The 25,251-nt window shown below is 64.6% G+C and carries 25 protein-coding genes and 1 other RNA gene; 6 read left to right on the forward strand and 20 right to left on the reverse strand.

Annotation, left to right across the window (positions count from 1 at the left end; translation table 11 throughout):
- Window positions 1–6: 6 nt before the first annotated feature.
- Window positions 7–1,365 (forward strand): chloride channel protein, encoded by a 1,359-nt coding sequence (locus FY258_RS04750; RefSeq protein ID WP_118103569.1) that lies wholly within the window; start codon window positions 7–9, stop codon window positions 1,363–1,365.
- On the forward strand, window positions 1,362–2,339 hold the full coding sequence (locus FY258_RS04755) for a diacylglycerol/lipid kinase family protein (protein ID WP_259324444.1): 978 nt from the start codon (window positions 1,362–1,364) through the stop codon (window positions 2,337–2,339). Before FY258_RS04750 ends, FY258_RS04755 begins: the two co-directional genes overlap by 4 nt.
- Before the next feature lie 135 nt (window positions 2,340–2,474).
- Here the strand turns inward: FY258_RS04755 and FY258_RS04760 are convergent, their stop codons facing one another.
- The 4 genes from FY258_RS04760 to FY258_RS04775 form a co-directional block, all read right to left on the reverse strand.
- Window positions 2,475–3,446: an alpha/beta fold hydrolase gene (locus FY258_RS04760; protein ID WP_118103571.1), complete on the reverse strand. Its 972-nt coding sequence runs from the start codon at window positions 3,444–3,446 to the stop codon at window positions 2,475–2,477.
- A gap of 132 nt (window positions 3,447–3,578) precedes the next feature.
- A complete protein-coding gene (locus FY258_RS04765) occupies window positions 3,579–4,112 on the reverse strand; it encodes a nitroreductase family protein (protein WP_118103574.1) in 534 nt (177 codons plus the stop codon).
- Window positions 4,113–4,136: 24 nt separating this feature from the next.
- On the reverse strand, window positions 4,137–5,045 hold the full coding sequence (locus FY258_RS04770; RefSeq protein WP_118103576.1) for a TIGR02452 family protein: 909 nt from the start codon (window positions 5,043–5,045) through the stop codon (window positions 4,137–4,139).
- Window positions 5,046–5,055: 10 nt separating this feature from the next.
- Window positions 5,056–6,336, reverse strand: a complete 1,281-nt coding sequence (locus FY258_RS04775) for an O-acetylhomoserine aminocarboxypropyltransferase/cysteine synthase family protein (protein WP_118103578.1) — start codon at window positions 6,334–6,336, stop codon at window positions 5,056–5,058.
- A gap of 100 nt (window positions 6,337–6,436) precedes the next feature.
- Between FY258_RS04775 and FY258_RS04780 the strand changes: the two genes are divergently transcribed.
- A complete protein-coding gene (locus FY258_RS04780) occupies window positions 6,437–6,877 on the forward strand; it encodes a C-GCAxxG-C-C family protein (protein ID WP_118103580.1) in 441 nt (146 codons plus the stop codon).
- A gap of 112 nt (window positions 6,878–6,989) precedes the next feature.
- On the opposite strand, the gene FY258_RS04785 is transcribed toward FY258_RS04780, so the two are convergent.
- The gene (locus FY258_RS04785; protein ID WP_118103582.1) at window positions 6,990–7,628 is read right to left on the reverse strand and encodes an IMPACT family protein; all 639 of its coding nucleotides are present in this window, start codon (window positions 7,626–7,628) and stop codon (window positions 6,990–6,992) included.
- 236 nt (window positions 7,629–7,864) lie between these two features.
- Between FY258_RS04785 and rnpB the strand changes: the two genes are divergently transcribed.
- The 3 genes from rnpB (at window position 7,865) to FY258_RS04800 (ending at window position 10,131) form a co-directional block, all read left to right on the forward strand.
- An RNA gene (rnpB, locus tag FY258_RS04790) (RNase P RNA component class A) lies at window positions 7,865–8,228 on the forward strand.
- Window positions 8,229–8,410: 182 nt separating this feature from the next.
- Entirely contained in the window at window positions 8,411–9,460 is a 1,050-nt protein-coding gene (locus tag FY258_RS04795; RefSeq protein WP_039910211.1) for an inorganic phosphate transporter, read from the forward strand.
- A 47-nt stretch (window positions 9,461–9,507) separates the two neighbouring features.
- A complete protein-coding gene (locus tag FY258_RS04800; RefSeq protein ID WP_118103584.1) occupies window positions 9,508–10,131 on the forward strand; it encodes a DUF47 domain-containing protein in 624 nt (207 codons plus the stop codon).
- A 426-nt stretch (window positions 10,132–10,557) separates the two neighbouring features.
- On the opposite strand, the gene FY258_RS04805 is transcribed toward FY258_RS04800, so the two are convergent.
- From FY258_RS04805 to murC, 15 genes are all read right to left on the reverse strand, one after another.
- Window positions 10,558–11,205: a DivIVA domain-containing protein gene (locus FY258_RS04805; RefSeq protein ID WP_118103586.1), complete on the reverse strand. Its 648-nt coding sequence runs from the start codon at window positions 11,203–11,205 to the stop codon at window positions 10,558–10,560.
- 65 nt (window positions 11,206–11,270) lie between these two features.
- Window positions 11,271–11,540 (reverse strand): YggT family protein, encoded by a 270-nt coding sequence (locus FY258_RS04810; RefSeq protein WP_006722410.1) that lies wholly within the window; start codon window positions 11,538–11,540, stop codon window positions 11,271–11,273.
- A gap of 13 nt (window positions 11,541–11,553) precedes the next feature.
- Window positions 11,554–12,279, reverse strand: a complete 726-nt coding sequence (gene sepF / locus FY258_RS04815) for a cell division protein SepF (protein ID WP_118103588.1) — start codon at window positions 12,277–12,279, stop codon at window positions 11,554–11,556.
- Window positions 12,280–12,318: 39 nt separating this feature from the next.
- Window positions 12,319–13,056: a YggS family pyridoxal phosphate-dependent enzyme gene (locus tag FY258_RS04820; RefSeq protein WP_118103590.1), complete on the reverse strand. Its 738-nt coding sequence runs from the start codon at window positions 13,054–13,056 to the stop codon at window positions 12,319–12,321.
- A 149-nt stretch (window positions 13,057–13,205) separates the two neighbouring features.
- Window positions 13,206–14,033, reverse strand: coding sequence for a phosphate signaling complex PhoU family protein (locus FY258_RS04825; protein WP_118103592.1), 828 nt, complete (start codon window positions 14,031–14,033; stop codon window positions 13,206–13,208).
- Between the two features lie 63 nt (window positions 14,034–14,096).
- Window positions 14,097–14,900: a phosphate ABC transporter ATP-binding protein PstB gene (gene pstB / locus FY258_RS04830; protein ID WP_006722406.1), complete on the reverse strand. Its 804-nt coding sequence runs from the start codon at window positions 14,898–14,900 to the stop codon at window positions 14,097–14,099.
- A 9-nt stretch (window positions 14,901–14,909) separates the two neighbouring features.
- Entirely contained in the window at window positions 14,910–15,833 is a 924-nt protein-coding gene (pstA, locus tag FY258_RS04835; protein ID WP_118103594.1) for a phosphate ABC transporter permease PstA, read from the reverse strand.
- A 3-nt stretch (window positions 15,834–15,836) separates the two neighbouring features.
- Complete coding sequence (pstC, locus tag FY258_RS04840; protein ID WP_118103596.1) at window positions 15,837–16,766, reverse strand: phosphate ABC transporter permease subunit PstC; 930 nt, start codon at window positions 16,764–16,766, stop codon at window positions 15,837–15,839.
- 1 nt (window position 16,767) lies between these two features.
- Window positions 16,768–17,655 (reverse strand): phosphate ABC transporter substrate-binding protein, encoded by an 888-nt coding sequence (locus FY258_RS04845; RefSeq protein WP_259324445.1) that lies wholly within the window; start codon window positions 17,653–17,655, stop codon window positions 16,768–16,770.
- A 178-nt stretch (window positions 17,656–17,833) separates the two neighbouring features.
- The gene (locus FY258_RS04850) at window positions 17,834–18,676 is read right to left on the reverse strand and encodes a phosphate signaling complex PhoU family protein (protein ID WP_118103598.1); all 843 of its coding nucleotides are present in this window, start codon (window positions 18,674–18,676) and stop codon (window positions 17,834–17,836) included.
- Window positions 18,677–18,947: 271 nt separating this feature from the next.
- Window positions 18,948–19,736 (reverse strand): purine nucleoside phosphorylase YfiH/LACC1 family protein, encoded by a 789-nt coding sequence (locus FY258_RS04855; protein WP_118103600.1) that lies wholly within the window; start codon window positions 19,734–19,736, stop codon window positions 18,948–18,950.
- A gap of 507 nt (window positions 19,737–20,243) precedes the next feature.
- Window positions 20,244–21,371, reverse strand: a complete 1,128-nt coding sequence (ftsZ, locus tag FY258_RS04860) for a cell division protein FtsZ (RefSeq protein WP_006722398.1) — start codon at window positions 21,369–21,371, stop codon at window positions 20,244–20,246.
- Between the two features lie 231 nt (window positions 21,372–21,602).
- On the reverse strand, window positions 21,603–22,919 hold the full coding sequence (locus FY258_RS04865) for an FtsQ-type POTRA domain-containing protein (RefSeq protein ID WP_259324446.1): 1,317 nt from the start codon (window positions 22,917–22,919) through the stop codon (window positions 21,603–21,605).
- Window positions 22,876–23,787, reverse strand: coding sequence for a UDP-N-acetylmuramate dehydrogenase (gene murB, locus FY258_RS04870; protein WP_118103602.1), 912 nt, complete (start codon window positions 23,785–23,787; stop codon window positions 22,876–22,878). The genes FY258_RS04865 and murB overlap by 44 nt, the downstream gene beginning before the upstream one ends.
- 3 nt (window positions 23,788–23,790) lie before the next feature.
- The gene (gene murC / locus FY258_RS04875) at window positions 23,791–25,215 is read right to left on the reverse strand and encodes a UDP-N-acetylmuramate--L-alanine ligase (protein WP_118103604.1); all 1,425 of its coding nucleotides are present in this window, start codon (window positions 25,213–25,215) and stop codon (window positions 23,791–23,793) included.
- Window positions 25,216–25,251 lie beyond the last annotated feature (36 nt).

A 25,251-nucleotide genomic window follows, 5' to 3' on the forward strand; every position in this document is an offset into this window, starting at 1 on the left:
GGCACCATGCCCAAGCGCATGCTCGAAACGGCTCAGAAAGAGCTCAAGCGCGGTGCCCGCGGCGCTGGCGAGCAGGCGCGTCGGGGCGCGGGCAACGCCTGTGCGAGCGCGCGCGTGCTGATGCTCAGCATCCTTGCCTCAGCCCTCATGGGCGTCGCAGGCTGGGCGTTCCTCGCCGCCCTCGACATGGCCACCACGACGCGCGAAGCCCACGTATGGCTGTTCGCCCTCCTCCCGTTCGTAAACGTCGCGACCGCCTGGCTCTACCGCAACCACGGCCTGCGCGCGCAGCGCGGCAACAACCTCGTCATCGACAGCACCATCACCGGAACGCCCATCCACGTGCGCATGGCCCCGCTCACCTTCCTGTGCTCCACCGCAACGCATCTGGCCGGCGGCTCGGCCGGACGCGAGGGGGCCGCGGTGCAGATGGGCGGCACCATCGCGAGCAATGTGGCGAGCCTGTTCCACGTAGAGGGCCACGATCGACGCGACCTCATGATGGCCGGCATCTCAGCGGCGTTCGGCGCGGCGTTCGGCACCCCGCTTGCCGGCGCGTTCTTCGGCATGGAGATGTGCTTCGTGGGCAAGATCGACTACAGTGCCGCGCTCTACTGCCTGACCGGATCGTTCGTCGGCAACGCCGTGAGCCGCGCGATGGGGAGCCACTTCGTCTTCCAATCCATCGCACGCGTTCCGGCGATGGACGCGCGCACCCTCGCCATCGTCATCGCCGCCGCCGTGGTGTTCGGTCTGGCGGCCCGACTGTTCACCCTCTGCATCCGCACGGTCAAGCGCCTGTACGCGCGCATCTTCACCAACTACCTGGCGGCCGCCGCGACCGGCGGCATCGTGCTCGCCGTGCTGTTCTTGTGCCTCGGCATGGCCCCCTACGCCGGCCTGTCCGAATGGATGGTCGGGGCGGCCTTCCGAGGCGAGACCACCCTCGCCGACCCGGTCGCCAAGCTCGCCATGACCGCGCTCACCGTTGGCGCGGGCCTGCAGGGAGGCGAGGTCACGCCGCTGTTCGGCATCGGCGCATCCCTGGGCGGATGGATCGGCCAGGTCACCATGGGCGACCCGAGCCTCGTGGCGGCACTCGGGATGGTCGGTGTGTTCGGCGCGGCTCTCAACGTGCCCATCACCACCATCATGCTCGGAATCGATATGTTTGGCGCCCAGGCCGCTGGGTATTTTGTCATCGTCGGCTTTGTGAGCTATCTCGTGGCCGGGCACGCGGCCGTGTATCCGGCACAGCGCATCGTGACCCCCAAGCGAAGGGGACTCAAGGACGACGCCACCCTTACCGTCGAAGGCGCCCTCGAGCGCCATCGCCGCGAACTCGAGGAGCTGATGGACGAATGAACATGAACCGCATGGACGCCCTCGGGCGAGTGCTGATCGTGGTGAATCCCGCGGCGCAAAGCGGTGCCGCGGCGGGAGCGGCCGAGCGCCTCAAGCGATTCCTCACCATGTACTGCCATCGCGAGGCCTTCGACATCGCGCAGACCGAGCGCCCGCGCCATGCGACCGAGATCGCGGCCGGTGCGGCGGGATACGACACCGTCATAGCGCTCGGCGGCGACGGCGTGGTGCACGAGGTCGCCTGCGGTCTCATGCGCATCGAGAAGGGCAGGCGCCCCACCCTCGGCGTGATTCCCGTGGGCTCGGGCAACGATTTCGCACGGACGCTCGGCCTCACCGATGTCACGGATGTCTCGGGCACGGATTTCTCCCCGCTTTTGACGAGCTCGGCGGCGCCCATCGACGTACTCGAAATCACCTGCCGTTCCCATACCGGCGGAACGACCCGCACATGGACGGAATACGCAGTGCAGACCATCTCGTTCGGCCTCGACGCCGCCATCGCCATCGACACGCATGCCATGCGCAAAATCACGGGCCTGACCGGCGCCCCGCTCTATCTGGCAAGCGGCCTCAAGGCATTCGGGCGCGACTACCGCGACTTCCCCGCCCATGTCCGCTTCGACGGCGGCGCCGAGAAGCGCGTCCGCGCGATCATATTCGCGATTCAAAACGGCCCGACCTACGGCTCCGGCTTTCGCATCTGCCCGCAGGCGGACCCCTGCGATGGATTGCTCGACGTGTGCTACGCCACCGGCCCGGTGCCGCGCGCGGTGGCATTGCCCGTCTTTCTCTCGGCTAAAAACGGCGGGCACACGCACAACCCGCATGTGCATCTGCAGCGTGCAAAACGCGTCGACCTCGTATTTCCGAGCCCGACCTACCCCATCCAACTCGACGGCGAGCAGGTGGGTGCAGCCGAGATGTCAATCGAGGTACTCCCCTCGACGCTCAGCGTACTCTGGCCGAGGTAGCCGCCACCTCGATCACTCACTCCCGTCATAGCGCCTGCGCGCTGCCTTGATCCGTGCCCGATGACGCTTATCGGCGAGCCTTCGGGCCTGGGCCGCCCCAGCGACGCGGCGCCTTGCGGAATCGATCCGGGCGGCCTAGAGCCCCTGGTGCTCCAGCCAAGCGAGCACGTCGCGATGAACCTCGCCCTTGACGGGCTCGTTCAAGATCTCATGGCGCATGCCAGGGTAAAGCTTCTCGGTCACGCTCTCAACGCCCGCCTTGCGATACATCTCCGCCGCACGGTGGACGCCGGCGCCGCACTCGCCCACCGGGTCCTGATCGCCGGACACGAACAGCAGCGGCAGCGCATGCGGTACCCTGCGCGCCAAACGCAGATCCGTGGCGTCGGACACCAAGCTCGTCAACACGTGATATGCGCCGACGGTGAACTTCTGACCGCACAGGGGGTCGCGCTGGTATTCGGCAACGACCTCGGGGTCGGTGGCGAGCCAGTCCAGATCAGTCTCCGCGTCCTTGATGGCCCTGCCGTAACCGCCGGCACCCATTCCGTCGACGAGCTCACTCACGTAGCGCTCGCCGTGCTTTTTGGCCAATGAACTCGTAAGGGCCTTGCCCGCCGCCGAAAGGGGACGGGGCTGATGGCCGGTGCCGCACAGGACGGCGGCACGCACGCCAAAGGCATGGCGGGTCAGGAACACGCGGGTGATGAAGCTTCCCATGGAGTGACCGAAGATCACGTATGGGATGCCGCTCACCCGCATGTCGCAGCGCTGAGACAGGCGCTCGAGGGCGAGCTCGCGCAGCGTCTGCACATCGGCGACGAGCACGTCCTCGCCGACCTCGAGCGGCATGTGACCCAAGTCCTCGGCGCTCGAGACGCTCTTGCCATGACCGATATGATCGTTCGCGCAAACGGCGAAACCCTGCTCGCAGAGGAAGGCGGCAAAGCCCTCGTAGCGCTCCACGTGCTCGGACATGCCATGCACGATCTGGACAAGCCCACGAGGCGCCTCGCCCCCAGAGGCGACCTCGTCGGGCTCCCACATGAGGGCGCGCACCGTAGAGGTGTTGTCGCGGCTGGCATAGGTGATGGTCGTGGTCTTCATCGCGTGCTCTCCGGGTCGGGGTATGGTCTCATGGCGCGTGCGCGCATCTCGCTCCTTGTACCCAAAATGAAAGGGAGGGTCGACGGACGAGGTGAACGGGCGCGGAGGCCGACGAGCGGTCGGATGAGCCGGTTAGAGGACGATGCGGAAATCGGACATCGGGATGGTGCGGGCCTCGCGAACACACTCGCTCGCGATTTCGTCGGCGGCATAACCCACGGTGAGCATATGCACCGGGTACAGGTCGGCGGGCAACCCGAACTCATCGATGGCCACACGCGGGTCGAAGTGGCAGACCCAGCAGGTGGAAAGCCCGAGGTCCTCGGCCTGCATCATCATCTGATCGACCACGATGCTCGTGTCGATGTCGCCCGAGCCCATCTGGTCGTACTTGCGCACCCAAGCCGTGTCGACCTTCTCGCACACCATCAGGACGACCGGCGCACCGAACACGCTGCCGTCTTTGGCGAAGTGCTTAGCTGCCTTAGCCGCCTTCTCGCGCAGGGCGTCCGTGTCGCACACGAGCACGCGACTCGGGTGCTTGTTGCAGGCGGACGGGGCGATGCGACCGGCCTCCAGGATCGCAGAGAGCTTCTCGGGCTCGATCGCGCGCTCCTCATAGCTGCGGCATGAATACCGGGAACGGGTCAGTTCTGCAAAAGACATGCGTCTCTCCTTCAATGGTCGGCGCTACAGGTACTTGCGCCAGTCGTCCTCTTCCTCATCGTCCTCTTCAGCGGCAGCGGCGACCTGCTCGGCGGCACGGCGCTCGGCGAGGGCGTCGGCGAAGCTCACCTGGTTCCTCTCGGGGAAGGTCGAGAGCGCATGCTCGAAGCACGCGAGGTTTTCGTTGAAGCGATCGCGCGGGACGGCGAAGATCGCGAGCTCGATGCCATGGGTGCCGGCGGCGAGCTCCTCGCGGAACAGCTCTGCCACGAGCTCGGCCTCCCAGCCAAAGACCCCGCAGCCCCAAGCGCCCAGTACGACCTGCTTGTGACCCAGCGCATCGACGATGTCGAGGGCGAAGCGAATGCGGTCGCGCATGGCGCGCACGAGGGCGGCCTCGTCGACCTTGTACTCCTCGCGAGCGCGGCGGGCATTGGGCGCGGCCACCACGAGCACATCGGCGTAGGCGTGGATCTTCTCACGGGAGAAGCGCACCTTGGGAACGACGAGCGCGCGATTGCGGTAGAGATCGCAGTTGATATTGCGACGGCGATTCTCGCCGTACCAGTCGCCCTGCTTCTCGAGCACGTTGTACAGGAACGACTCGGCGCACAGGGCCTCCTCCTGCGCCCAAGAGCCGCGGATGTAGCCGCCGCCAGGGCTGGTGAACGAGGCAAAGTCGAGGACCGCCAGGTCGCAGAACTCGGCACGGCCGCGGCCGTTCTCGAGAATCGCCGCCACGGCGTCGGCGGCCATGACGCGAACCTCGGGCACGCGTCCCTCGACCTCGGACGTGACGGGGGCCTCGAGACGCTGGACGCCGGCGATGCTGCGCTCGACCTCCTTGCCAAAGCGGGCAGCCATCTGCTCGGTATGGCGCAGCGCCTTCTCCGCACGCGCCTGCTTCTTGGGATTGGGCTTGCGATCTGCCATTCTCGTCTCCTTACAGACCGGCGAGCGCCTGCTCGACGTCCGCGATCAGATCCTCGGTGCTCTCGATACCGCACGACAGGCGCACCATATCGGGGGCGATGCCGCAGGCCTCGAGCTCGGCGTCGTTCATCTGACGGTGCGTGGCGTTGGCCGGATGCAGGCAGCAGGTGCGGGCATCGGCCACGTGCGTGGCGATCTGCGCGATCTTGAGGCTCTTCATGAACTGCTCGGCAGCCTCACGACCGCCGTTGAAACCGAAGCTCACCACGCCGCAGGAGCCGTTCGGCAGGTACTTCTGCGCGAGCTCGTAATACTCATCACCGGGAAGACCGGGGTAGCGCACGAAGCGCACGGCGGGGTGCCCGGCGAGGAACTCGGCCATGGTCTGACCGTTCTTGCAGTGCTGCGGCATGCGCACATGCAGGCTCTCCAGGCCGAGGTTCAGCAGGTAGGCGTTCTGCGGGCTCTGAATGGAGCCGAAGTCGCGCATGAGCTGGGCGGTCGCCTTGGTGATGAAGGCGCCCTCGAGACCAAAGCGCTCGGTGTAGACGACGCCGTGGTAAGACTCATCGGGGGTGGTGAGACCGGGGAACTTATCGGCGTGCGCGGTCCAGTCGAAGCGACCGGAGTCCACGATGGCACCGCCCACGGCCGCGCCGTGGCCGTCCATGTACTTGGTGGTGGAGTGCGTCACGATATCGGCGCCCCACTCGATGGGACGGCAGTTGACGGGCGTGGGGAACGTGTTGTCCACGATCAGCGGCACGCCATGGGCATGCGCGGCGGCGGCGAAGCGCTCGATGTCGAGCACGGCGAGCGCCGGATTGGCGATGGTCTCACCGAAGACGCACTTGGTGTTGGGGCGGAAGGCCGCCTCGAGCTCCTCATCGGTCGCGTTGGGGGCGACGAAGGTGCACTCCAGGCCCATGCGGCGCATGGTGTGGGCGAGCAGGTTGTAGCTTCCCCCGTAGATGGCCGAGCTCGCCACCACATGATCGCCCGCCCCGGCGATGTTGAAGACGGCGAAGAAGTTCGCGGCCTGACCGGAGCTCGTCAGCATGGCGGCGGTGCCGCCCTCGAGCTCGCAGATCTTGGCCGCGACGGCGTCGTTGGTGGGATTCTGAAGGCGGGTGTAGAAGTAACCCGATTCCTCGAGATCGAACAGCTTGCCCATGTGCTCGGAGGTGTCGTACTTCCAGGTGGTGGACTGATAGATGGGCACCTGACGGGGCTCCGCGTCACCGGGGCGGTAGCCGCCCTGCACGCACGTGGTTCCGATATGCTCGGCCATGGGCTCTCCTTCGTTCATACGGGTTCGGCCGCTCGGGCCCTCCCCTGCGTTCAGATAGGTAAAATGGTATACCGTTCAGCGCAATCGAAAAGGAAGAACTATGGCAATCAACAAAGATGAAATCTCGCTCGACCGCGAAGCGCTCAAGGCGGCGGCAGCCGACTATCACGCCCAGGGGTTCAACTGCGCGCAATCCGTGATCTGCGCGATGGCGCCGAAACTCGGGCTCGATGACCACACCGCCTTCGCGCTCGCCGAGGGCTTTGGAGCGGGCATGGGCGGCATGACCGAGACCTGCGGTGCCATTGCGGGCGGCATCATGGCGCTCGGACAGGTGAGAAGCTCGGGTTTCGACGCACCCGGCAGCAAGGGCGCCACCTATCGCATGGCGCGCGCGTACTGCGACGCATTCCGCGAAAAGAACGGCTCCACCGTCTGCCGCGAGCTCAAGGGCGTGGGTTCGGACACCGGGGCGCTGCGTAGCTGCGCCGGCTGCATCGACGACGCCATCGACCTGCTCGTCGACGCCCTCGAGGCTTAAAACGGCGCCATCACCGCATGCAAAACCGCATGCAAAGCGGGCCCGGACCGAGACGCTCGCCTCGGTCCGGGCCCGATTCCGTTGCAATCACACACCGGGGCGACCCAGGCGTCTAGAACTCGTCGAAATGCGCCTTCCCGACCTCGACGACCTCCTTGCCGGCCATGAGCTCGGTGAGCAGCGGGCGCAGGGCCTTGTGCTCCCCTTCGCGATAGATTGCGTGAATCAGCACCTGATCGGTGTAATCGGTGCCGGCAATCTTACCCCCGGTATCGGCGATCATGCGGACCACCTGCTCGTAGAGTGGATACGCCACTGGGACGTCCACATTCACCACGCTCGTCATCTCGACGATATCGCCAGCCGCGCGCGCTGCCTCGACGGCCGCCTGCGCCGCCGCGGTATACGCGCGCACGAGACCGCCCGGCCCGAGCAGCGTCCCGCCGAAATAGCGCGTGGTCACACAGCACACATCCTTGAGCCCGGCGCCACGCAGCACCTCGAGCGTTGGCATCCCGCTCGTACGCTGCGGCTCCCCGTCATCGCTTGCACGCTCGGTGCCGTCTACCAAGATGAACGCGGGCACATTGTGCCGAGCGTCGTAGTGCCTCGCCCGCATGGCCGCCTGATGCGCCTGGGCCTCATCCACCGACTCGACATGCACGAGCTGGGCGATGAACCGGCTCTTGCGGTCCTCGAACTCCCCCGACACCTCGGCGCCGGAACGAACCGTGAAATACGAATCTGCCATAACCCCTCACAACCGGGCCCGAATCGGCAAGGGCCACGTGCCAGCTACATAATGCAGTCCCGATATTGCACCGAGACCGTTTGGTCTTGCGAGCGGACGGGGCTTCACCCGCGCGCAGCTTCCGCACGAGCCGAAGGCCCCAGTGGGGCCTTCGCGCGAGCCCAGGACTGTTTGAGCACGGGTGAAGCCCCGTCAGCTCGCAAGACCTCCGGCCACATGGTACAATACCTCCTCGCGAAGCGGGCCAGACGATCGCGCGACCAGCCCCCGTGGCAGGCGTGAGGAAAGTCCGGGCTCCATAGGGCAAGAAGCTGGCTAACGGCCAGGCGGGGCAACCCGACGGATTAGCGCCGCAGAAAAGAAGACTCCCGCTGCTCGTCTTATGACGGGTGAGAGAAAAGCTGAAACGGTGGTGTAAGAGACCACCAGCGTCGTGGCAACACGGCGGCTTGGCAAGCCCCTTCCGGAGCAAGCGCGAATAGGAGCGCCATGGGTCGGCCCGGCCCGCGCTCGGGTAGCGTGCGAAGAACTGCACGGTGACGTGCAGGCGAGATAAATGATCGTCCACGACAGAACCCGGCTTATCGGCCCGCTTCGCCTTTTGATCATCCAACAATGCAATAGACGCACACGGACCGGACACCCGTCTCCCTCTTGTCAAACCTTACACGACCATTACAAAGCATTCCGACGTTAAGCCCTGGTAAGCATTGCGTAAGGTATACAATAGGAGGGCTGTGTAAATAGGCGCTGTCATGCGCCGGTATGGGAATGTGGTATCAGTGGACGTATCCTTCTCCTATTTCATTGCGCAAGTCTTTTCCAATCCAATACTTGCCATGACCGTCTTGCTCACGCTGGGCGTCATCTTCGTCAACGGCTGGACCGACGCGCCAAACGCGATCGCCACGTGCGTGACCACGCGCTGTCTGCCGCCCAAGGCCGCCATCATCATGAGCGCGATCTTCAACTTCCTGGGCGTCTTCATCATGACGCACATCAACGCGAGCGTCGCCTCGACCATCTCCAACATGGTCGATTTTGGCTCGAACACGCAGATCGCCCTCATCGCCCTGTGTGCTGCGCTCTTCTCGATCGTCGTGTACTCCGTGGGAGCAAGCGTCTTCGGCATCCCCACGAGTGAGAGCCACAGCCTCATCGCCGGCCTCACCGGCGCGGCCATCGCCCTGGGCGGTGCCGATGGCGTCAACATGAACGAGTGGGTCAAGGTCCTCTACGGACTTGTCCTCTCCCTCGGCCTGGGCTTCGCCGCCGGCTGGGGCGTGTGCAAGATCGTCACCCTCCTATTCGCCAACACCGACAGACGTAAATCCAACACGTTTTTCCGTTGGGCGCAGATCGCCGGCGCCGCTGGCATGAGCTTCATGCACGGCGCGCAGGACGGCCAGAAGTTTATCGGCGTCCTGTTCCTGGGCGTGGCCTTCTGCAACGGCCAATCCTCCGTCGAGAACATGATCATCCCCGTGTGGCTCATGCTGCTGTGCTCCGTCGTCATGGGCGTCGGCACGTCCGTGGGCGGCGAGAAGATCATCAAGTCCGTGGGCATGGACATGGTGAAGCTTGAGAAGTACCAGGGTTTCTCCGCCGACCTCTCCAGCTCCCTGTGCCTGCTGCTGGCGACCCTCACCGGCATCCCGGTTTCCACCACGCACGTCAAGACCACGGCCATCATGGGCGTGGGTGCCGTCAAGCGCATCTCCGCCATCAACTTCGGCGTGGTCAAGGACATGCTCCTGACCTGGATCTTCACCTTCCCGGGCTGCGGCCTCATCAGCTTCTGCATGGCCAAGCTCTTCCTGCTGTTCATCTAGTTCGAATCCCGTCACACTCTCTCGAACCATCCTGAAAGGACCCCACCATGGCTAAGAAAAACGACGCGTTCTACTTCGACAGCTTCGCCTCCGCCGCCGAACTCGCCTGCAAGGCCGCCCAGAAGCTCGACGAGACCATGCACAACTTCGACCCGGCCAAGATCGAAGAGGCCGTGGCCGAGATGCACGCCATCGAGCAGGAGGCCGACGAGATCGTCCATCGCGTGAACGACGCCCTCATCAGCGCCTTCATCACCCCTATCGAGCGTGAGGACATCGCCACGCTGAGCAACAGCATCGACGTCGTCATCGACCGCATCGAGGGCGTCCTGCACCGCATCTACTTCACCAACGTCCAGGAGATGCGCCCCGACGCGCTCGAGATGTCGGCCAAGGTCATGCGCGCTACGGAGCAGATGCACGATCTCGTGCTCGAGCTCCCTCAGTTCAAGCGCTCCAAGAGCCTTCGCGAGCACGTCATCACCGTGAACACCATCGAGAGCGAGTGCGACGACATCTACATCGCCGCCATGCGCGAGCTGCACACCGGCGATTTCGACCCGCTGACCGTCATCTCCTGGCGTGACGTCTACACCTTCCTCGAGTACTGCGCCGACTCCTGCGAGTTCGTCGCCGACACGGTCGAGTCCATCGTGATGAAGAACAGCTAAGCGAACATCCGCCCATCTCCGCTCTTCGTAAAACAGCTCGAGCTCTCACGTCCAAGCGTACGGCCGTGGGAGCTTGAGCTTTTTCGTATTCAAATTGAGATATGCCAGATAGAGACGACTCAGCGCATTTCAAATCCCCAGGTAGAGACTTTGCGGGCTCCTGCCATACATCGGCTTTCCCAATATCGATACGAAAAAGCTCAACGAGGCGCGAATGGAGGACGGGGGCACGGCCGATTGTCCATCTGACCGCGACGCTTGCCATCCGATGCGGCTTGGAAACGCGCGATAAACCTTGAAAGCGACGAGCCCGCGTCGATTGACACGGGTTCGTCTTCAATGGCATACAAAGCAGGGTTTTATCGGGTCGACTCCCAATCAAAGTCGAAGTCGCACCTCAATAGGAGCCCAATAGAGATTCAATGCCTAGTCGAGGTCGTCGGCACCGAAGTTCGGGAGCGGGGCGAACGGATCGGCCACGGGCATCGGCTCGGGAGCGGGCGCAGGAGCCGGAGCAGCCACGGGCTCGGAGCCGGTGGGAGCGCTGACCAGCAGATCGGCCGGGAACTCGTTCTGGGCCTCGTCCATGAAGTGCTGAATGAGCTTGAGGTACTCGGCCTTGAACTCCTCACGAGAGGCCTTCAGGCGGTCGATCTCGGCGAGCTCATTCTGCTTCTCGTTGAGCGCCTGACGGATGACCTCGCGGGCCTTGGCGTCGGCCTCGTTGCGGATGCGGTCGGCATTCTCGCGAGCCTCGGCGACGATGTTGTCGGCAGACTGCTGGGCCGCGATAAGGGCGGCAGAGATCTGGCTGGCGGTGGCGGTGTACTCGGGGCTGGCCACGGGGGCGGGAGCCGGAGCGGGGGCGGCAACGGCGACCTGGGCCTGAGCCTGGGCGGCGGCGAGCTCCTGCTCGGTGGCGGTCAGGCGGGTCTTGAGGTCCACGATCTTGTTGAGCATGGCGTCGACCTCGGAGGCGAGCTGCTCGAGGAAGACGTCGACCTCAGCGGGGTCGTAACCGCGCTTGGCCTCGGAGAAGGTCTGCGCCTGGATGTCAGCGGGGGTGATGGCCATGATACTTATCCTTTCATACGCGAGGGACGCTCCGGTTTGGGGCGAGGACCGCTCTGCGTCAGTTCCTACAATATTAGCCTGATAATGAAGTTCTCAAGCAGACTCAACACAAGTATCGCAACAACCGGCGACCAGTCGATCATTCCCAACGGGGGGATGAAGCGGCGGAAGAAGTTGAGATACGGGCCGACAAGGCTTTGCAAAACGGCTCCGATATCGTCCATGAGGCTACCCGGGCGAATCGGAAACCACGACAGCAAGACGTACCCGAGAATCAGATAGTTGTAGAACTCGAACAAGGTTCGAACGAGACGGGCGATGGTGATGGCATTCACGAGATGGCAGCTCCTACTGCTTGAGATAGCCGTCTTTGCGCAGCTTAGCAAGGTCGGTCTCCTTGACCTCGCAACCCACTGGCAAGACGATGAACACGCGGTCGCCGAGCTCGCGCACGGAGGCGCCGGAGCCGCAGGCGAACCCATAGCTGAAATCGAGCACGCGCTTGGCGACCTCGGTGCGGACACCGGCGAACACCAGGGCGACGGGCTGACGGGTGCGCACGCGGCGCACGACGGTCTCGACGTCATCATAGCTCTCGGGGCGCAGGACGTACGCAGGAAGCTGGGGCGTGCCCTCCAAAACGGCGTTCACACGAGCCTCGGTGCTGCTCACCGGGGCCGTGGTGGGAACGGAGGACAGGGCCGCGCGCTGGCTCTGAGCCTGGGCGTAGCTTGAGGGCGTGTCGTAGGCACCGGGACGATAGGCGGGCTCGGCGGAAGGAGCGTAGGTCGTCGCATGGCGATCGGCATCCCCCACCAGCTGGCCGGAGCGTGTGTACACGGCGACGGACTCGGCCTCGCCACGGCGCGTCTGGCCGAGCATACCGTTACCGGGCTCCTGGGGCTCGTAGCCGCGATAGGAGTCCTGGGCCGGCTGGCCGTAACCCTCGGGGTAATCCTCGTAGCCGCCGTCTACACCCTCGTCATAGTAATCGTCATAGGGCTCGTCGCCGTACGGCTCGGCGGCGGGCTGGGCCATGCCGAGGCGGCTCTTGATGTCATCTAGAAATCCCACGGTTATACCTCTCTTTGCGCCGTGTGCGGGCGTACCTGCCTATAGTACTTCAAAGGATGGGTCAAATACCACACGCCCCAGGCGAACGATGGTGGACCCCTCCTCGAGCGCGATCTCGTAATCCTCGCTCATGCCGCAGGACAGCTCGTGGAGCTCCAACCCACTCGAGACACGAAGCTCATCGCGCAGCTCGCGCAGGCCGGCAAAGCACGCACGTGCCCTGGATTTATCCCCACGAGGAGCCATGGTCATAAGCCCCTCGATGCGAATTCCACAAAGGCTCTGCAGCTCGTCCATCGAGCGACGCAGCTCGTCGGGCGAAAAACCGCCCTTGGTCTCCTCGCCGCTGACATTGACCTCGATGAGCACCCTCTGCGGGGCAGCAAGCTCACCGGCGTCCAAGCGACGCGACGCACGGCTGCTCACGGCCTCGGCCAAATGCATGGTGCCGATCGAGTGGATGAGCTCGACACGGCCGAGCACGGCGTTGATCTTGTTCGTCTGCAAGTTGCCGATCATGTCGAAGCGCACGGGGCGCGCCTCCTGGACGAGGTCGAGACCCTCGAGCTTGCGATGCAGCTCCTGGGGACGGTTCTCGCCAAATACACGATATCCGGCATCGATGGCGGCAAGCACCTGCATAAGGCCCACGGTCTTGGAAACGGCGACGAGCTCCGCCTCATCACGGGCGCGGCCGCTCACGGCGAGGGACGCGTCGACGCGCTGCAAAATCTCCGCGCGCCGGTCCTCGATGAAGGCGCCGTAATCCTCTTCCATCGCACATCCTTTCGCATCCACGTGCCATGGCCGCAGCGCTGCTGGCGCGCGACCATACGCCATAGTAACGCAGGGATGCGGCGGCCATGACGGACGCCGCATCCCTGCCCCGAATCATCAAGCAAGCTGCGCGAAACGGTCCACTTGACCTACTCCGCAAGCTCCGAGATGAGCGCTGCCAGATCGTGACCGACCTCATCGAGCGCGAGGTGGGACACGAAGCGCGCATCGGACTCAGGGTCGAGCGTCACGCCCTCGCCGGAGGGGATGCGCAGGCTCTCGAGCTCATCCTCGTCGGCCTCGGCGATATCGTCGGCGCTCCAGCGCTGGCCGGTCAGTAGGAACACGAGGCGGTACGCGCACTCCATGGAAATGCTCGCGACGCGGTCCAGATAGCGAGACACCATGACCGTGCGACGGAAATCGTCCATCTGCGCATCATCGGCGACCTCCATGGTCTCAGTGCGATTGAAGACGCGGAAGAACTCCTGATACGCGCCGTGGACCGCCTCGTCCTCTTCGGACAGGGTCAGGACCGTGGCGAGATCGTTGTTCACGAGCGCGGAGGCGGTGGCGCCCAGCACGCGATAGACACTGGCAGCCTCCTCCTCGATAAGGGCAACCATCTGCGGAGGAAACTCGATGTCGTTGTTGACCTTGCGCTTGGCCGCACGGGCGATGCGACGAACCTTGTCACTCATGCGCTGAAGGTTGAAGTCGATGTAGATGATCGTCTGGAGCAGGCGGAAGTCGGATGCGACCGGGCTCTGGGTGGCGATCAGGTTGTAGCACACGGCCTCGAGGTTGGCGCAGCGGGCGTCGATCTTGAGGGTCTTGTTCTGGGCGCGACGCGCGAGATCGCGGTCGTCATTCACAAAGGCCTCGACGGCGTCGTGGAGGGTCAGGTCGATGGCCTCGAAGATGGACAGCATCTCGTGGCGCGCCTCGATGAGCTGGCTGGAGAAGAGTTTGCGCATATGCGCCTCCTTAACAGATACGCGTGCGGGCGGCGCATATGGCGCGCCGCCCGTTTCTACACATTAACCGAAGCGACCGGTGATGTAGTCCTCGGTGCGCTTGTCCATGGGCGTGGTGAAGATGTCGTTGGTCTGGCCGTACTCGATGAGCGTGGCGGGCTCGCCGGCGACCTCCTGCAGGAAGAATGCGGTGTGGTCGGAGATACGGGCGGCCTGCTGCATGTTGTGGGTGACGATGATGATCGTCATCTCGGGCGCGAGCTCCACCATGAGGTCCTCGACCTTCTGCACGGAGGTGGGGTCGATGGCAGAACAGGGCTCGTCCATGAGCAGAACGTCGGGCTGAACGGCAAGCACGCGCGCGATGCACAGGCGCTGCTGCTGGCCGCCGGAGAGGGCGAGTCCGTCCTTGGAGAGCTGGTTTGAAACCTCTTTCCAAAGATTGGCGCGCTTGAGGGACTCCTCGACGATGTCGTCCAAGTCGCTCTTGCTGGTCACGCCTTGCAGACGTGGACCGAACGCGACGTTCTCGTAGATGGACTTGGGGAACGGGTTGGGCTGCTGAAAGATCATGCCCACGCGACGGCGCAGATCGACCGGGTCAACGCCCTCGGCGTAGATGTCGGAACCGTCGAGCTGCATGGTGCCCTCGATATGCGTGCCCTCGATAAGGTCGTTCATGCGGTTCATGCAGCGCAGGAAGGTGGACTTGCCGCAGCCGGACGGGCCGATGAAGGCGGTGATCTTGTTCTTGGCGATGTTGAGGTTCACGTCGGTGAGGGCGTGGAAGTCGCCGTACCAGAAGTTGAAGTCGGAAACGGTGATGGCGCTCTGCGCGGCCTCGGGCGCGTTACGGTAAACGGTCACGGGTGCTCCTTACTTGCTTTTGCGGGAAAGCCAGCGGGCGAACAGGTTGAAGGCCAGGATGATGGCCATGAGCAGCAGGGCGGTGCCATATGCCGCATTCATGTTGATGCCGTCGTTGGCCAGCAGGTACAGGTGGACGGTCATGGGACGGCCCGAATCGAGCGGCGTGAAGGGCATGTTGATGGCCTGGCCCATGGTGTAGAGCACCACGGCCGTCTCGCCGATGGCGCGGCCGATGCCGAGCACGATGCCCGTCGCGATGCGACCGAAGGCGGAGGGCAAGACGATCTTGCTCACGACCTGCCACTTGGTGGCACCCAGGCCGTAGGCACCCCAGCGGATGTAGCGAGGCACGGCGCGGATGGCCTCCTCGGTGGTGCGCATGATGATGGGCAGCATGAGCAGGGCGAGGGCGAGGGCGGCCGAGATCATGGAGAGGCCCAGACCCATCGCCTCGACGAACAGGGCGTATCCGAACAGACCCATGACGATGGAGGGCACGGAGGCCAGCGTGTCGGCCGCATAGCGGATGATGTTCACCAGGCGGCCCTGCTTGGCGTACTCGGCCAGGTACACGGCGGCAAGCACGGCGATGGGCGTGCAGATGAGCATGGCGAGCGCCGTGACGTACACGGTGGACACGATGGTGGGCCAGATGCCGCCCTCGGCGTTGACGCCATGGGGCCAGGTGAAGATGAACGCGGGGCTCACATGCGGCAGGCCGTTGATCACCACGTAGGCGATGATGGCGACGAGGACGAGGGTCGTGATGGCGGCGGCCACGCGGAACACGCCGAGCATGATCTTGTTGGAGGCGTTCTTGGAGATGCGCTCCTTCTTGCCGTTCGCAAGCGCGCGCTTGATGCGCTGGGCCGAGGTCAGAGCCGAGGCGTCGGCTTTAGCGGCCTCATGCATATCGATGTTGTCTGCCATGGCCTACCCCTTCCTCATCTTCGACAGCAGGCGCACAAAGCCCACCAGGGACGCGGACACGATGAACAGCACCACGCCCATGCCGAACAGGGCGGTGCGGTGCAGGCCGGAGGAATAGCTCATGTCGAGCGCGATCTGGCTCGTGAGCGTGGAAACCGGACTCGAGATGGACTCGGGGATCACGGGCGCGTTGCCAACGACCATGAGGACGGCCATGGTCTCGCCGATGGCGCGGCCCATGCCGAGCACGACGGCGTCGACGATGCCGAACTTTGCGGCGGGCAGCACGACCTTGTAGATGGTCTGCCACTTGGTGGCGCCCATGGCGAAGCTCGCCTCACGGATGCCCATGGGGATGGAGTTGAGCGCGTCGATGGTAAGGGTGGTGATGGTCGGGACGATCATGATGGCCAGCACGAACCACGCGGTGAGGGCTCCGAATCCCAGCCCGCCGGTGAGGTCGGCCACGAACGGACGGATGATCACCATGCCGAAAAAGCCGTAGATGATCGAGGGGATGCCCGCGAGCAGGTCCACGGCGGGGCTGATAAGCGCGCGAACGCGAGCGGAGGCGATCTCGGTCAGATAGACGGCGGTGCCCACACCGAGCGGAACGCCGATCACGAGGGCGCCGACCGTCACCAGGGCGGTGCCGGCGGCGAGCGACATGATGCCGTAGTGGCCCTCGGTGGGAGCCCAGGTGAAGCTGAAGAAATTGGCCAGGCCGATGTCGGTGAACACCGGGGCGGCCTGCATCATCGTGAACGCGAAGATGAGCAGGACGGTGACCACGGCCAGGAAGGCGCAGGCGAAGAACAGGTACTGCAGCCCCTTCTCCTTGAGATAGGTGCTACGCGAGACGAGCGCGAGGTCGCGCTTACGGGCGCCGGTGTTCTCGGCGGGCGTCGTCTCAGGACTCTTGGCGTCGGTCATCTCACTCCCCCTCCGCGTTGCCCGAGACCGGGATGAAGCCGGCCTCGCGAATCTGATCGTCCATCTCATCGGACAGGACGTAGGCGATGTACTCAGCGGCTGCGCCCGTGGGCTCGCCCTTGGTGAAGAAGTACAGGTCGCGGGAAATGGGATAGCCACCGGAGGCGATGGTCTTCTCCTGGGGCTCGACGTGGTTCACGTTGAGGGCGCGGACCTCGGTCTCGGCATAGGCGGACTCCACAAAGCCCATGGAGATGTAGCCGATAGCGCCGCGGGAGCGGCTGACGACGTCGCGCACCTGGCCGGTGCCGGAGAGAACGGCGGCGCGACGGTCGAAGGGCTCGCCATCCATGACGATGGACTTGAAGGCCTCGCGCGTGCCGGAGGCCTCGTCGCGATTCACGAGCTGGATGGGCAGGTCCTCTCCCCCCACCTCGCTCCAGTTGGAGATCTTGCCTGAGTAGATGCCGCGCAGCTGTTCGATGGAGAGGTTCTGAACGGGGTTGGCGGTGTTCACGATCACGGCGATGCCGTCATGGGCGACAGGGAGCGTGGTGAGGCCGAGCTTTTGCTCCTCGGCGTTCAGGCCGCGAGAGGACGTCGCGATCTCGGCGGTGCCGGTGGAGACGGCCTCGATGCCGGCGGAAGAGCCCAGGCCGCTCACGAGGACGCCGGTTCCGGTCTCCTCCTTGAACAGCTCGGCCGCCTGTTCTGCGATCGGCAGGCAGGTCGTCGAGCCCGCGACGGTGATCGACTCCGTCGACGTTCCCGAGCTGCACGACGTCAGGGCGAGCATGGTGGAAAGGGACAGGGCGGCCGTGATGAACAGCCGAGACGCCCTGAACGGCAGGGCGCGGTGCGCCCCTCCCGAGCAGCGATGCGCACCCAAGGGATGGGGCGCCGCGCCCGGACAGGCATGACGTGAACGTCGCACGGAGGGACTCCGATCTCTTCGAGCGATAGACGCAAACGCGCGGACGCCCATGCGCCCGCGCAATGTTCGATTCATGGTATCAAATTTTACGCGCGCAACCGCCCAGCGCTGGGATTTCCAGTAGGTCTCGCCCCTATTCGCCACCATCCTCGGACTCGATCTCGCGGATGAGAGAGGCGAGCTTGCCGCCCACCTCGTCGGGGGCCAGGGACGCCACGGCTCGGGCATCGCGGGCAGGGTCGAGCGTCACGCCCTCGCCGGAGGGGATGCGCATGCTCTCAAGCTCGTCCTCATCGGCCTCGATAAGGTCCGCCACGCTCCAACGCTGACCGGTCAGCAGGAAGGCGATGCGGAAAGCGGCGTCGATTGAGATGGCGGCGATGCGGTCCAGATAGCGGGAGACCATGATGACGCGGCGCAGGTCGTCCAGGGAGGCGTCGTCGGCGAGCTCCTCGGCGTCCATGCGGTTGTACGTGCGGAAGAAGCGCTCGTACACCTCGTGCACCTCATCGTCACGCTGCGCGAGGTCCGCCATGGCGGCAAGGTCGTTGTTGACCAGAGTGGAAGCGGAGGCGCCCAGGACACGGTACACGCACTCGGACTCGCGCTGAATGAGATCGACCAGCTCGGCCGGCAGCTCGATATCGTTGTTGACCTTGCGCTTGGCGGCGCGGGCGATGCGGCGCACCTTGTCGCTCATGCGCTGGAGGTTGAAATTGACGTAAATGATCGTCTGGAGCAGGCGGAAGTCGGACGCGACCGGACTCTGCGTGGCAATGAGGTTGTAGCACACGGCCTCGAGATTCGCGCTGCGGGCGTCGATCGCCAGCGTCGCCTGCTGGGCGCGGCGGGCCAGCTCCTTATCGTCGGCCACAAAGGCGTTGACGGCATCGTGCAGGGTGAGGTCGATGGCCTCGAAGATGGAGAGCATCTCGTGGCGGGCCTCGATGAGCTGACGTGAGAAGAGCTTGCGCATAGCGATCCTTTTCGACGGGCGTATCACACACGCAGCTGAGTCTAGCCGCGCGCAACCCTCGGGCGCGTAAACGCAATGTCAAGAGAATGAAAAGTTCGACTGGGTGCGATGCCGTGCGGAGTTGCGGTGCGCGATGGGACCGCGGCGCGCGGCGGTGCGGCGGTGCACGGCGGGGCGCGGCTGGGTGACGGCGCGCGACGGGGCGACGGTGTGCCGCGAGGATGTTGGGCACGATGACCTTACCGTACGCCACGAACGCGATTTCTCGGAGCTACACCATGACCGCGACCGCCGCATGGCGCCCGCACGTCCCCTTCTCCGCGCGATAAGAGAAAAATCGGTCGTTGCATCGAACGGTCGAGAGACCGAGGTCGCAGATGGCATCCTCAGGCACCCCTGTCTCGACGAGGGCCTGCCTGATCGCACGGCCGAGATCGAGCATGCGGGAATCCCCCGTGTCGACCCAACCGAACTCCGCGCAAAAACGCTCCATGAGCTCTTGGGAGACCTCATATTCGTCACCGAGGATATGCGGACCGATATATGCCCGAACGGAGCTTGCAGGGCATGCTGCGGTCTCGCACAGGATGTTCGCAGCTTTGGCCGAGATGCGGGCGATCGCCCCCTTCCATCCCGAGTGAATGACCGCGAACCCGCCTGGGCAGGTGAGCACAACCGGCACGCAGTCGGCGAAGCACAGCATCACCGGGACATGCGCGGCGGCGCACACAATGGCGTCGGCGCCCTCGGCTATTTGCTCGCGCACGCGGACGAGCTCATCATCCGAACCCTCCCGAAGGACGGCGACGCAATCGCCGTGCACTTGATTGGGAACGAGCAGCCGCTCGAAATCGTCGGCGCACCCGAGCGCCGCGAGCACGCGGCGGCGGTTCTCCATCACGGCAGCCATGTCGTCCCCCACATGGGAACCGAGGTTCAAAGAGGCATACGGCGACTCGGAAATGCCGCCCGTGCGTTCGGTAAACGCCGCGGCAACAGTTCCGTCGCGCACCTCGTTGAGCACAAGGCCGTCGTAGTCGTTGCGATTGAACTGTCCCATAAGACGCCTTCCTCCTCTGCAAATGATGTTGAAGATTCTACCCCCCAGTCCCCACAATCCGTGATTCGAACACCGCGCCCCACAATTGAACAGGGGCTGACGGGAGCCGACCGGGGCTGACGGGGCTAACCGGGGCTGACGGGCCAGCAAAGGCAGACCTGGGCCGACCGGAACCGATGGGGCTGAAAGGGGCCGACCAGGGCTGACGGGAAAAATGGTCGAGAATTGCCACGTTGTCGCAGCGTGGCATTTTTCGACCATTTCTTGCTGTAAATAGGGGTGTTTTTGGTCGTGATATGCCACTTTGCAACAGCGCAGCGCATCGCGACCATTTTCAGACGGCCCGGCAAAGCGTCGACGCGTGCGAGACATCGCCCGAGGCGGCTCCAACCAAATGAAGCGGGACGGTTCCAACCAATCGAAGCGGGGCATGAAAATGGGGTGGGCGGATACACCGCTCACCCCATGACACAAGCTTGACGAATGTCGCTGGAAAGCCCGCTTGCCTTAGAAGTTACCGCGCTTGAGGAAGTCGGGCAGCTCGAACTGGTCGTTGCCGAAGTTCGGGAGCTCAGTGCCGCCGATGTTGCGCGTGGCGGCGGGAGCGGCCGTGGGCTCGGAACCGCGATCGGAACGCGGAGCCTTGGAAGCGGCGAACAGCTCGTCCTGACGGTTCACGTTGGAATCGGAGAAGCCGGTGGCGATGACGGTGATGCGTACCTGGTCGCCGAGGGACTCGTCCACGACAGTACCGAAGATGATGTTGGCGTCGGGGTCGACCGCGTTGGCCACGAGGTCGGCGGCGTCATTGATCTCCTGGATGCCGAGGTCCTTGGAGCCGGCGATGGAGAGCAGAACGCGCGTGGCGCCGTCCACGGAGCTCTCGAGCAACGGGCTGGAAATGGCCTGCTGAGCGGCATCGACGGCACGGGTGTCGCCGGAAGCGACGCCGATGCCCATCATGGCGGTGCCGGCCTGCTTCATGATCGTCTTGACGTCGGCGAAGTCGAGGTTGATGACGCCGGGGACGGTGATCAGGTCGGTGATGCCCTGGGTGCCCTGGGACAGAACGCCGTCGGCCGTGGTGAAGGCCTCGAGCATGGTGGTCTTCTTCTCGGCGATGTCGAGCAGGCGGTCATTCGGGATGACGATCATGGTGTCGACGGACTCGGCGAGCGTCTTGATGCCCTCCTCGGCGGAGTTCTTACGCTTGCGGCCCTCGAAGGTGAACGGCTTGGTGACGACGGCGACGGTCAGCGCGCCCACGTCGTTCATCGCGATGTCGGCAACGATGGGAGCGGCGCCCGTACCGGTGCCACCACCCTCGCCGCAGGTGATGAACACCATGTCGGCGCCAGCGAGCGCCTCGGCGATATCGTCACGGCTCTCCTCGGCGGCCTTGCGACCGACCTCGGGGTTGGCGCCAGCGCCGAGACCGCGGGTGATGTCGGTGCCGATGTGGACCTTGATGTCCGCGTCGGAAATGGCGAGGGCCTGGGCGTCCGTGTTGATGGCGACGAACTCGACGCCGCGGATACCCTCCTCGATCATGCGGTTCACGGCGTTCGTGCCGCCGCCGCCCACGCCGACGACCTTGATGACAGCAAGGTAGTTGTTGATCTCGTTCTCGTGCATGTGCGGTCCTCCGAACACTACTATTGGCAAGCCTGTCTACAGGCGATCGTCACGACGTTAACCCTCAAGTAGAGATTAAAAGTCGAGATAAACCGTGTTATGTTTGCACAAAACACGGATGCAAGTCAAACCGCGCGGGTCAGAATGTGGAACGTTTGCCATTTCCGCAGGTATAGGCCGAGACCGTTCACCGAGCGCAAGCGGTAGCTGCGCGAATGCGGACTGCGCGTCCTACAGCGGCGTGCTGCGGAACGTGTAGGCGCCGGGCTCGCGCACATTGATGTATGTGACTCCCTGATGCTCGGCGAGGAGCTTGGTCACCACGCGTTCCTTCTCCACGATGTTTTGCGGCTTGCCCAGTGAGACCTCCACACCGGATACGAGATTGGCCGAGATGGCCTCGACCGAGGCGACGGAGATGTCCTTGATCTGCGCGACGAACTCGTCGGAGAAGCCATTTGCGTAATCAAGACCGGCGAGGACGACCTTGGCGTTGACCGGCTCTCCCCCCTTGGGCGAGATGTCGCTCGGGACGTCGGTGAGCAGCAGGCTGCCGGAGTCCTGCGCGATGCGCAGCGCGGCCTCGAACGCGGGCAGTTGCGCTGCGCCCTCGGGCACCGATCCGTCGTCGTTCAGCGCGACCTCGTTGCCCTCGGCGTCCACGGCAACGACCAGGCTCAACGGCGCGATCCAGGTGCCGTCCTCGCCGATCGCCCATGCCACCTCGTCGGCGGTTATGAAGGCGATGGCGCGCATCTTGCGCTCGACGGGGGTCACGACGAGGGTGTGCGGCCATTCGCGCTTGACATCGACTCCCTTGACCCAGGGAATCGCCTTGAGCGAGTCATATATCGCCTTCTCGTCGACGTTGAACATCGTGGTACCCTCCGGGACCTCGATGAGAGCACGCGCTGTCTCGACCTCGACATGGTCGGAACCCTTGACCTGGATGTCCGTCGCGGCAAACAACGGTGAATTGGCGAGGATGAAGCCGGCGAGGAAGAGCGCGAACACGACGCCGATGACGATGAGGGCCTTGCCGGGATTGATCTTGGGCCGCGGGATGCGGCCGGCAACGCCACCCACAGCGGACGCCGCGGAAGCCATGGCGGCCGACACGGCCTTTTTTGGACCTGCGACGACACCCGTTTTGGGGCTCGCAGTCTTGGGAAGTTTGGAGGCGGGAATCTTGACCGCGGGGGCAGCTTGCTTGAGCGAGGATTTGGCGATGGGCTTGGCCACGACCTTGCCCGCGCCCTTGATGCCGGCGACGGCCTTCTCCCCGACGGGCTTCAGCGGTTTTGGCGCGGCCTTGACCCCAGGAGCGGCCTTGGCCGCAGGCGCCGCCTTGGCCATCGCGCGCGGCTTGGCGGCGGGGCGAGATGCGACCTTTGCGGGCGCGGTCCGCGGGCGCGGGGTCTTTGGCGATGCGGACGAGGCGGAACGGGCCGAGGCCTGGCCCTTGCCCGCCGCGGATGCGCGACGATACGTGGGCTTCGGCGTCTTAGAAGCCGAGGAACTTGACTTCCGGCTGAAGCTCGACCCCATACGTCTCCCTTACCTTCGCATGCACATGGCGGATGACCGCCTCAACGTCTGCCGCCGTGGCGGCGCCCTTGTTCACGATAAAGTTAGCGTGAACCGACGAGACCTCCGCCCCGCCCTGGCAAAAACCCTTTAATCCGCATTCCTCGATCATGGCGCCGACAGCGCGATCGGGCGGGTTCTTGAAGACCGACCCGCACGAGGGAACCCCCAGCGGCTGCGTACGGCGGCGGCGCGTGAGGGCGCGCTCCATCCGGGCTCGGATATCGTCCTTGGTCGCCTGCCCGAGCTCGAGCGTGACCTCGAGCACGATCTCGTCGTGGGGAAGGCCGCAGTGGCGATACCCCCACGCGATCTGCTCGCCGGGATAATGGCGGATGCCCTCGCCCGGCTTGTACGTGACCACGTCACGGACGAGCGAACCGATCCACTCGGTGCGCGAACCGGCGTTCATGGAGATGGCGCCTCCGACCGTGCCCGGGATGCCCACGGCAAACTCGAGGCCCGTCAACTCGCGCGAGAGCGCCTCGTTCACCAGGCGGGCCAGAATCGCACCGGCGCCGACGGTGATGGTGCAACCGTCTTCCCCGACCACGAAGCGGGAGAACTCGCTGCCGAGTGTAATCACGGCACCGCGATATCCGGCATCCGCGACAAGCAGGTTCGAGCCCTTGCCGATGATGACCCACGGGACGCGCTCGCGGGCCAGCACCTCGATCGTGCGGCGCAGCGAATGGTAGCTGTGGCAGGTCACGAAGAGGTCGGCCTTACCGCCGATGCGATAGCTGGTGTGACGTGCGAGCTTCTCGTTCTCGATGACATCCGTGTCAATCATGCCCGAGAGGGCCATCATCGCGTTGAACGCACCCATGGGCTACTCTGCCTCGTTCGCGACGTGCTCGAGGTACTCGGGACCGACGGTAGTGATGTCACCGGCGCCCATCGTAATGAGCAGATCGCCGGCCTGGGCGACGTCGTCGATGCGAGCCATGAGCGCCGCATGATCGGACACGTAGTACACGGACTTGCCGGGATGGGCGGCGCGAATCTTATCCGCCAGCATCTTGCTGGTGACACCGGGGATGGGCATTTCGCCCGCGGGGAAGACATCGACGAGGATGACCGTGTCGGCATCGGCGAAGGCGTCCACGAAGTCGTCGCACAGCGCCTGGAGACGCGAGTAGCGATGCGGCTGGAAAACCACATCGACGTGCTGGAAGTCGAGGGACTTGGCCGCGGCGAGCGTGGCGCGGACCTCGGTCGGGTGATGACCGTAATCGTCGACGAGGGTGACACCGCGCACCTCGCCCACCTGGGTGAAGCGACGACGGGCGCCCTCGAACGTGGAGAGGGCCTCGGCGGCACGCTCGGTGTCGAGGCCGAGCACGTAAGCGGCGGTGAGGGCCGCAGTAGCATTCAGCATGTTATGACGACCGGGGTTGTTCTTAATTGAGACCTCACGCTCCGATCCGTCGGGAAGGGTGACGGTGAAGTCGGAGCCGAAGGCATGGCGCGTGGCCGCCGGGTTGAGGCGCACGTCCATGCCGTCGCCCTCGCCGTAGGTGAGCACAGTGCGCCCGCAGGAGCGGGCCAGCTCGACGAGGCGCGGGTCCTCACCGCAGACGATGACCGTGCCATCCTCGCCCACGAGGCCCATGAACGTGCAGAACGTCTCCTCGATCTGCTCCAAGGAGTCATAGTGATCCATATGGTCGGCCTCGATGTTGGTCACGATGACCACGTGCGGGTCGAGGTAGAGGAAGGAGCTGTCGGACTCATCGGCCTCGACGACGAAATACTCGCCGTCGCCGTTCTTGCCGTTGGTGCCGTAACCCTCCACGACACCGCCGATCAAAAAGCTCGGATCGAGCTCCATGCGGTCGAGCATGGTGGCGACCATGGAGGACGTGGTCGTCTTGCCGTGGGTGCCGGCGCAGGCGACGGTCGTGCGGCCGTAGCCGAGCGCGGAGAGCATCTTGGCGCGGTGCCACACGGGAATGCCGAGCTCACGGGCGCGCATGAGCTCGGGGTTGGTCTCGGGGATCGCGGTCGAGACGACCACGACGTCGGGCTGGAACTCATCGATGGTCGAGGCGGCGTGACCGACATGGATCGGAACACCCGCGCGGGTGAGCTGGCGGATGTAGCGGGAGGTCTTAAGGTCGGAACCGGTCACCGTGCAGCCGCGCTCATGCAAAACGAGGGCGATGCCGCTCATGCCGGCTCCGCCGACGCCGATGAAGTGGGCGCTCTTGAAGGTCGGGGCGGTGGTCGCCTCAGGGACAGCGATGGACGGCATGGCAGCTCCTCGTCGTTTCGTACACATAAACTCATT

This window comes from Collinsella intestinalis, assembly GCF_902364775.2.
Taxonomy (GTDB): Bacteria; Actinomycetota; Coriobacteriia; order Coriobacteriales; family Coriobacteriaceae; genus Collinsella.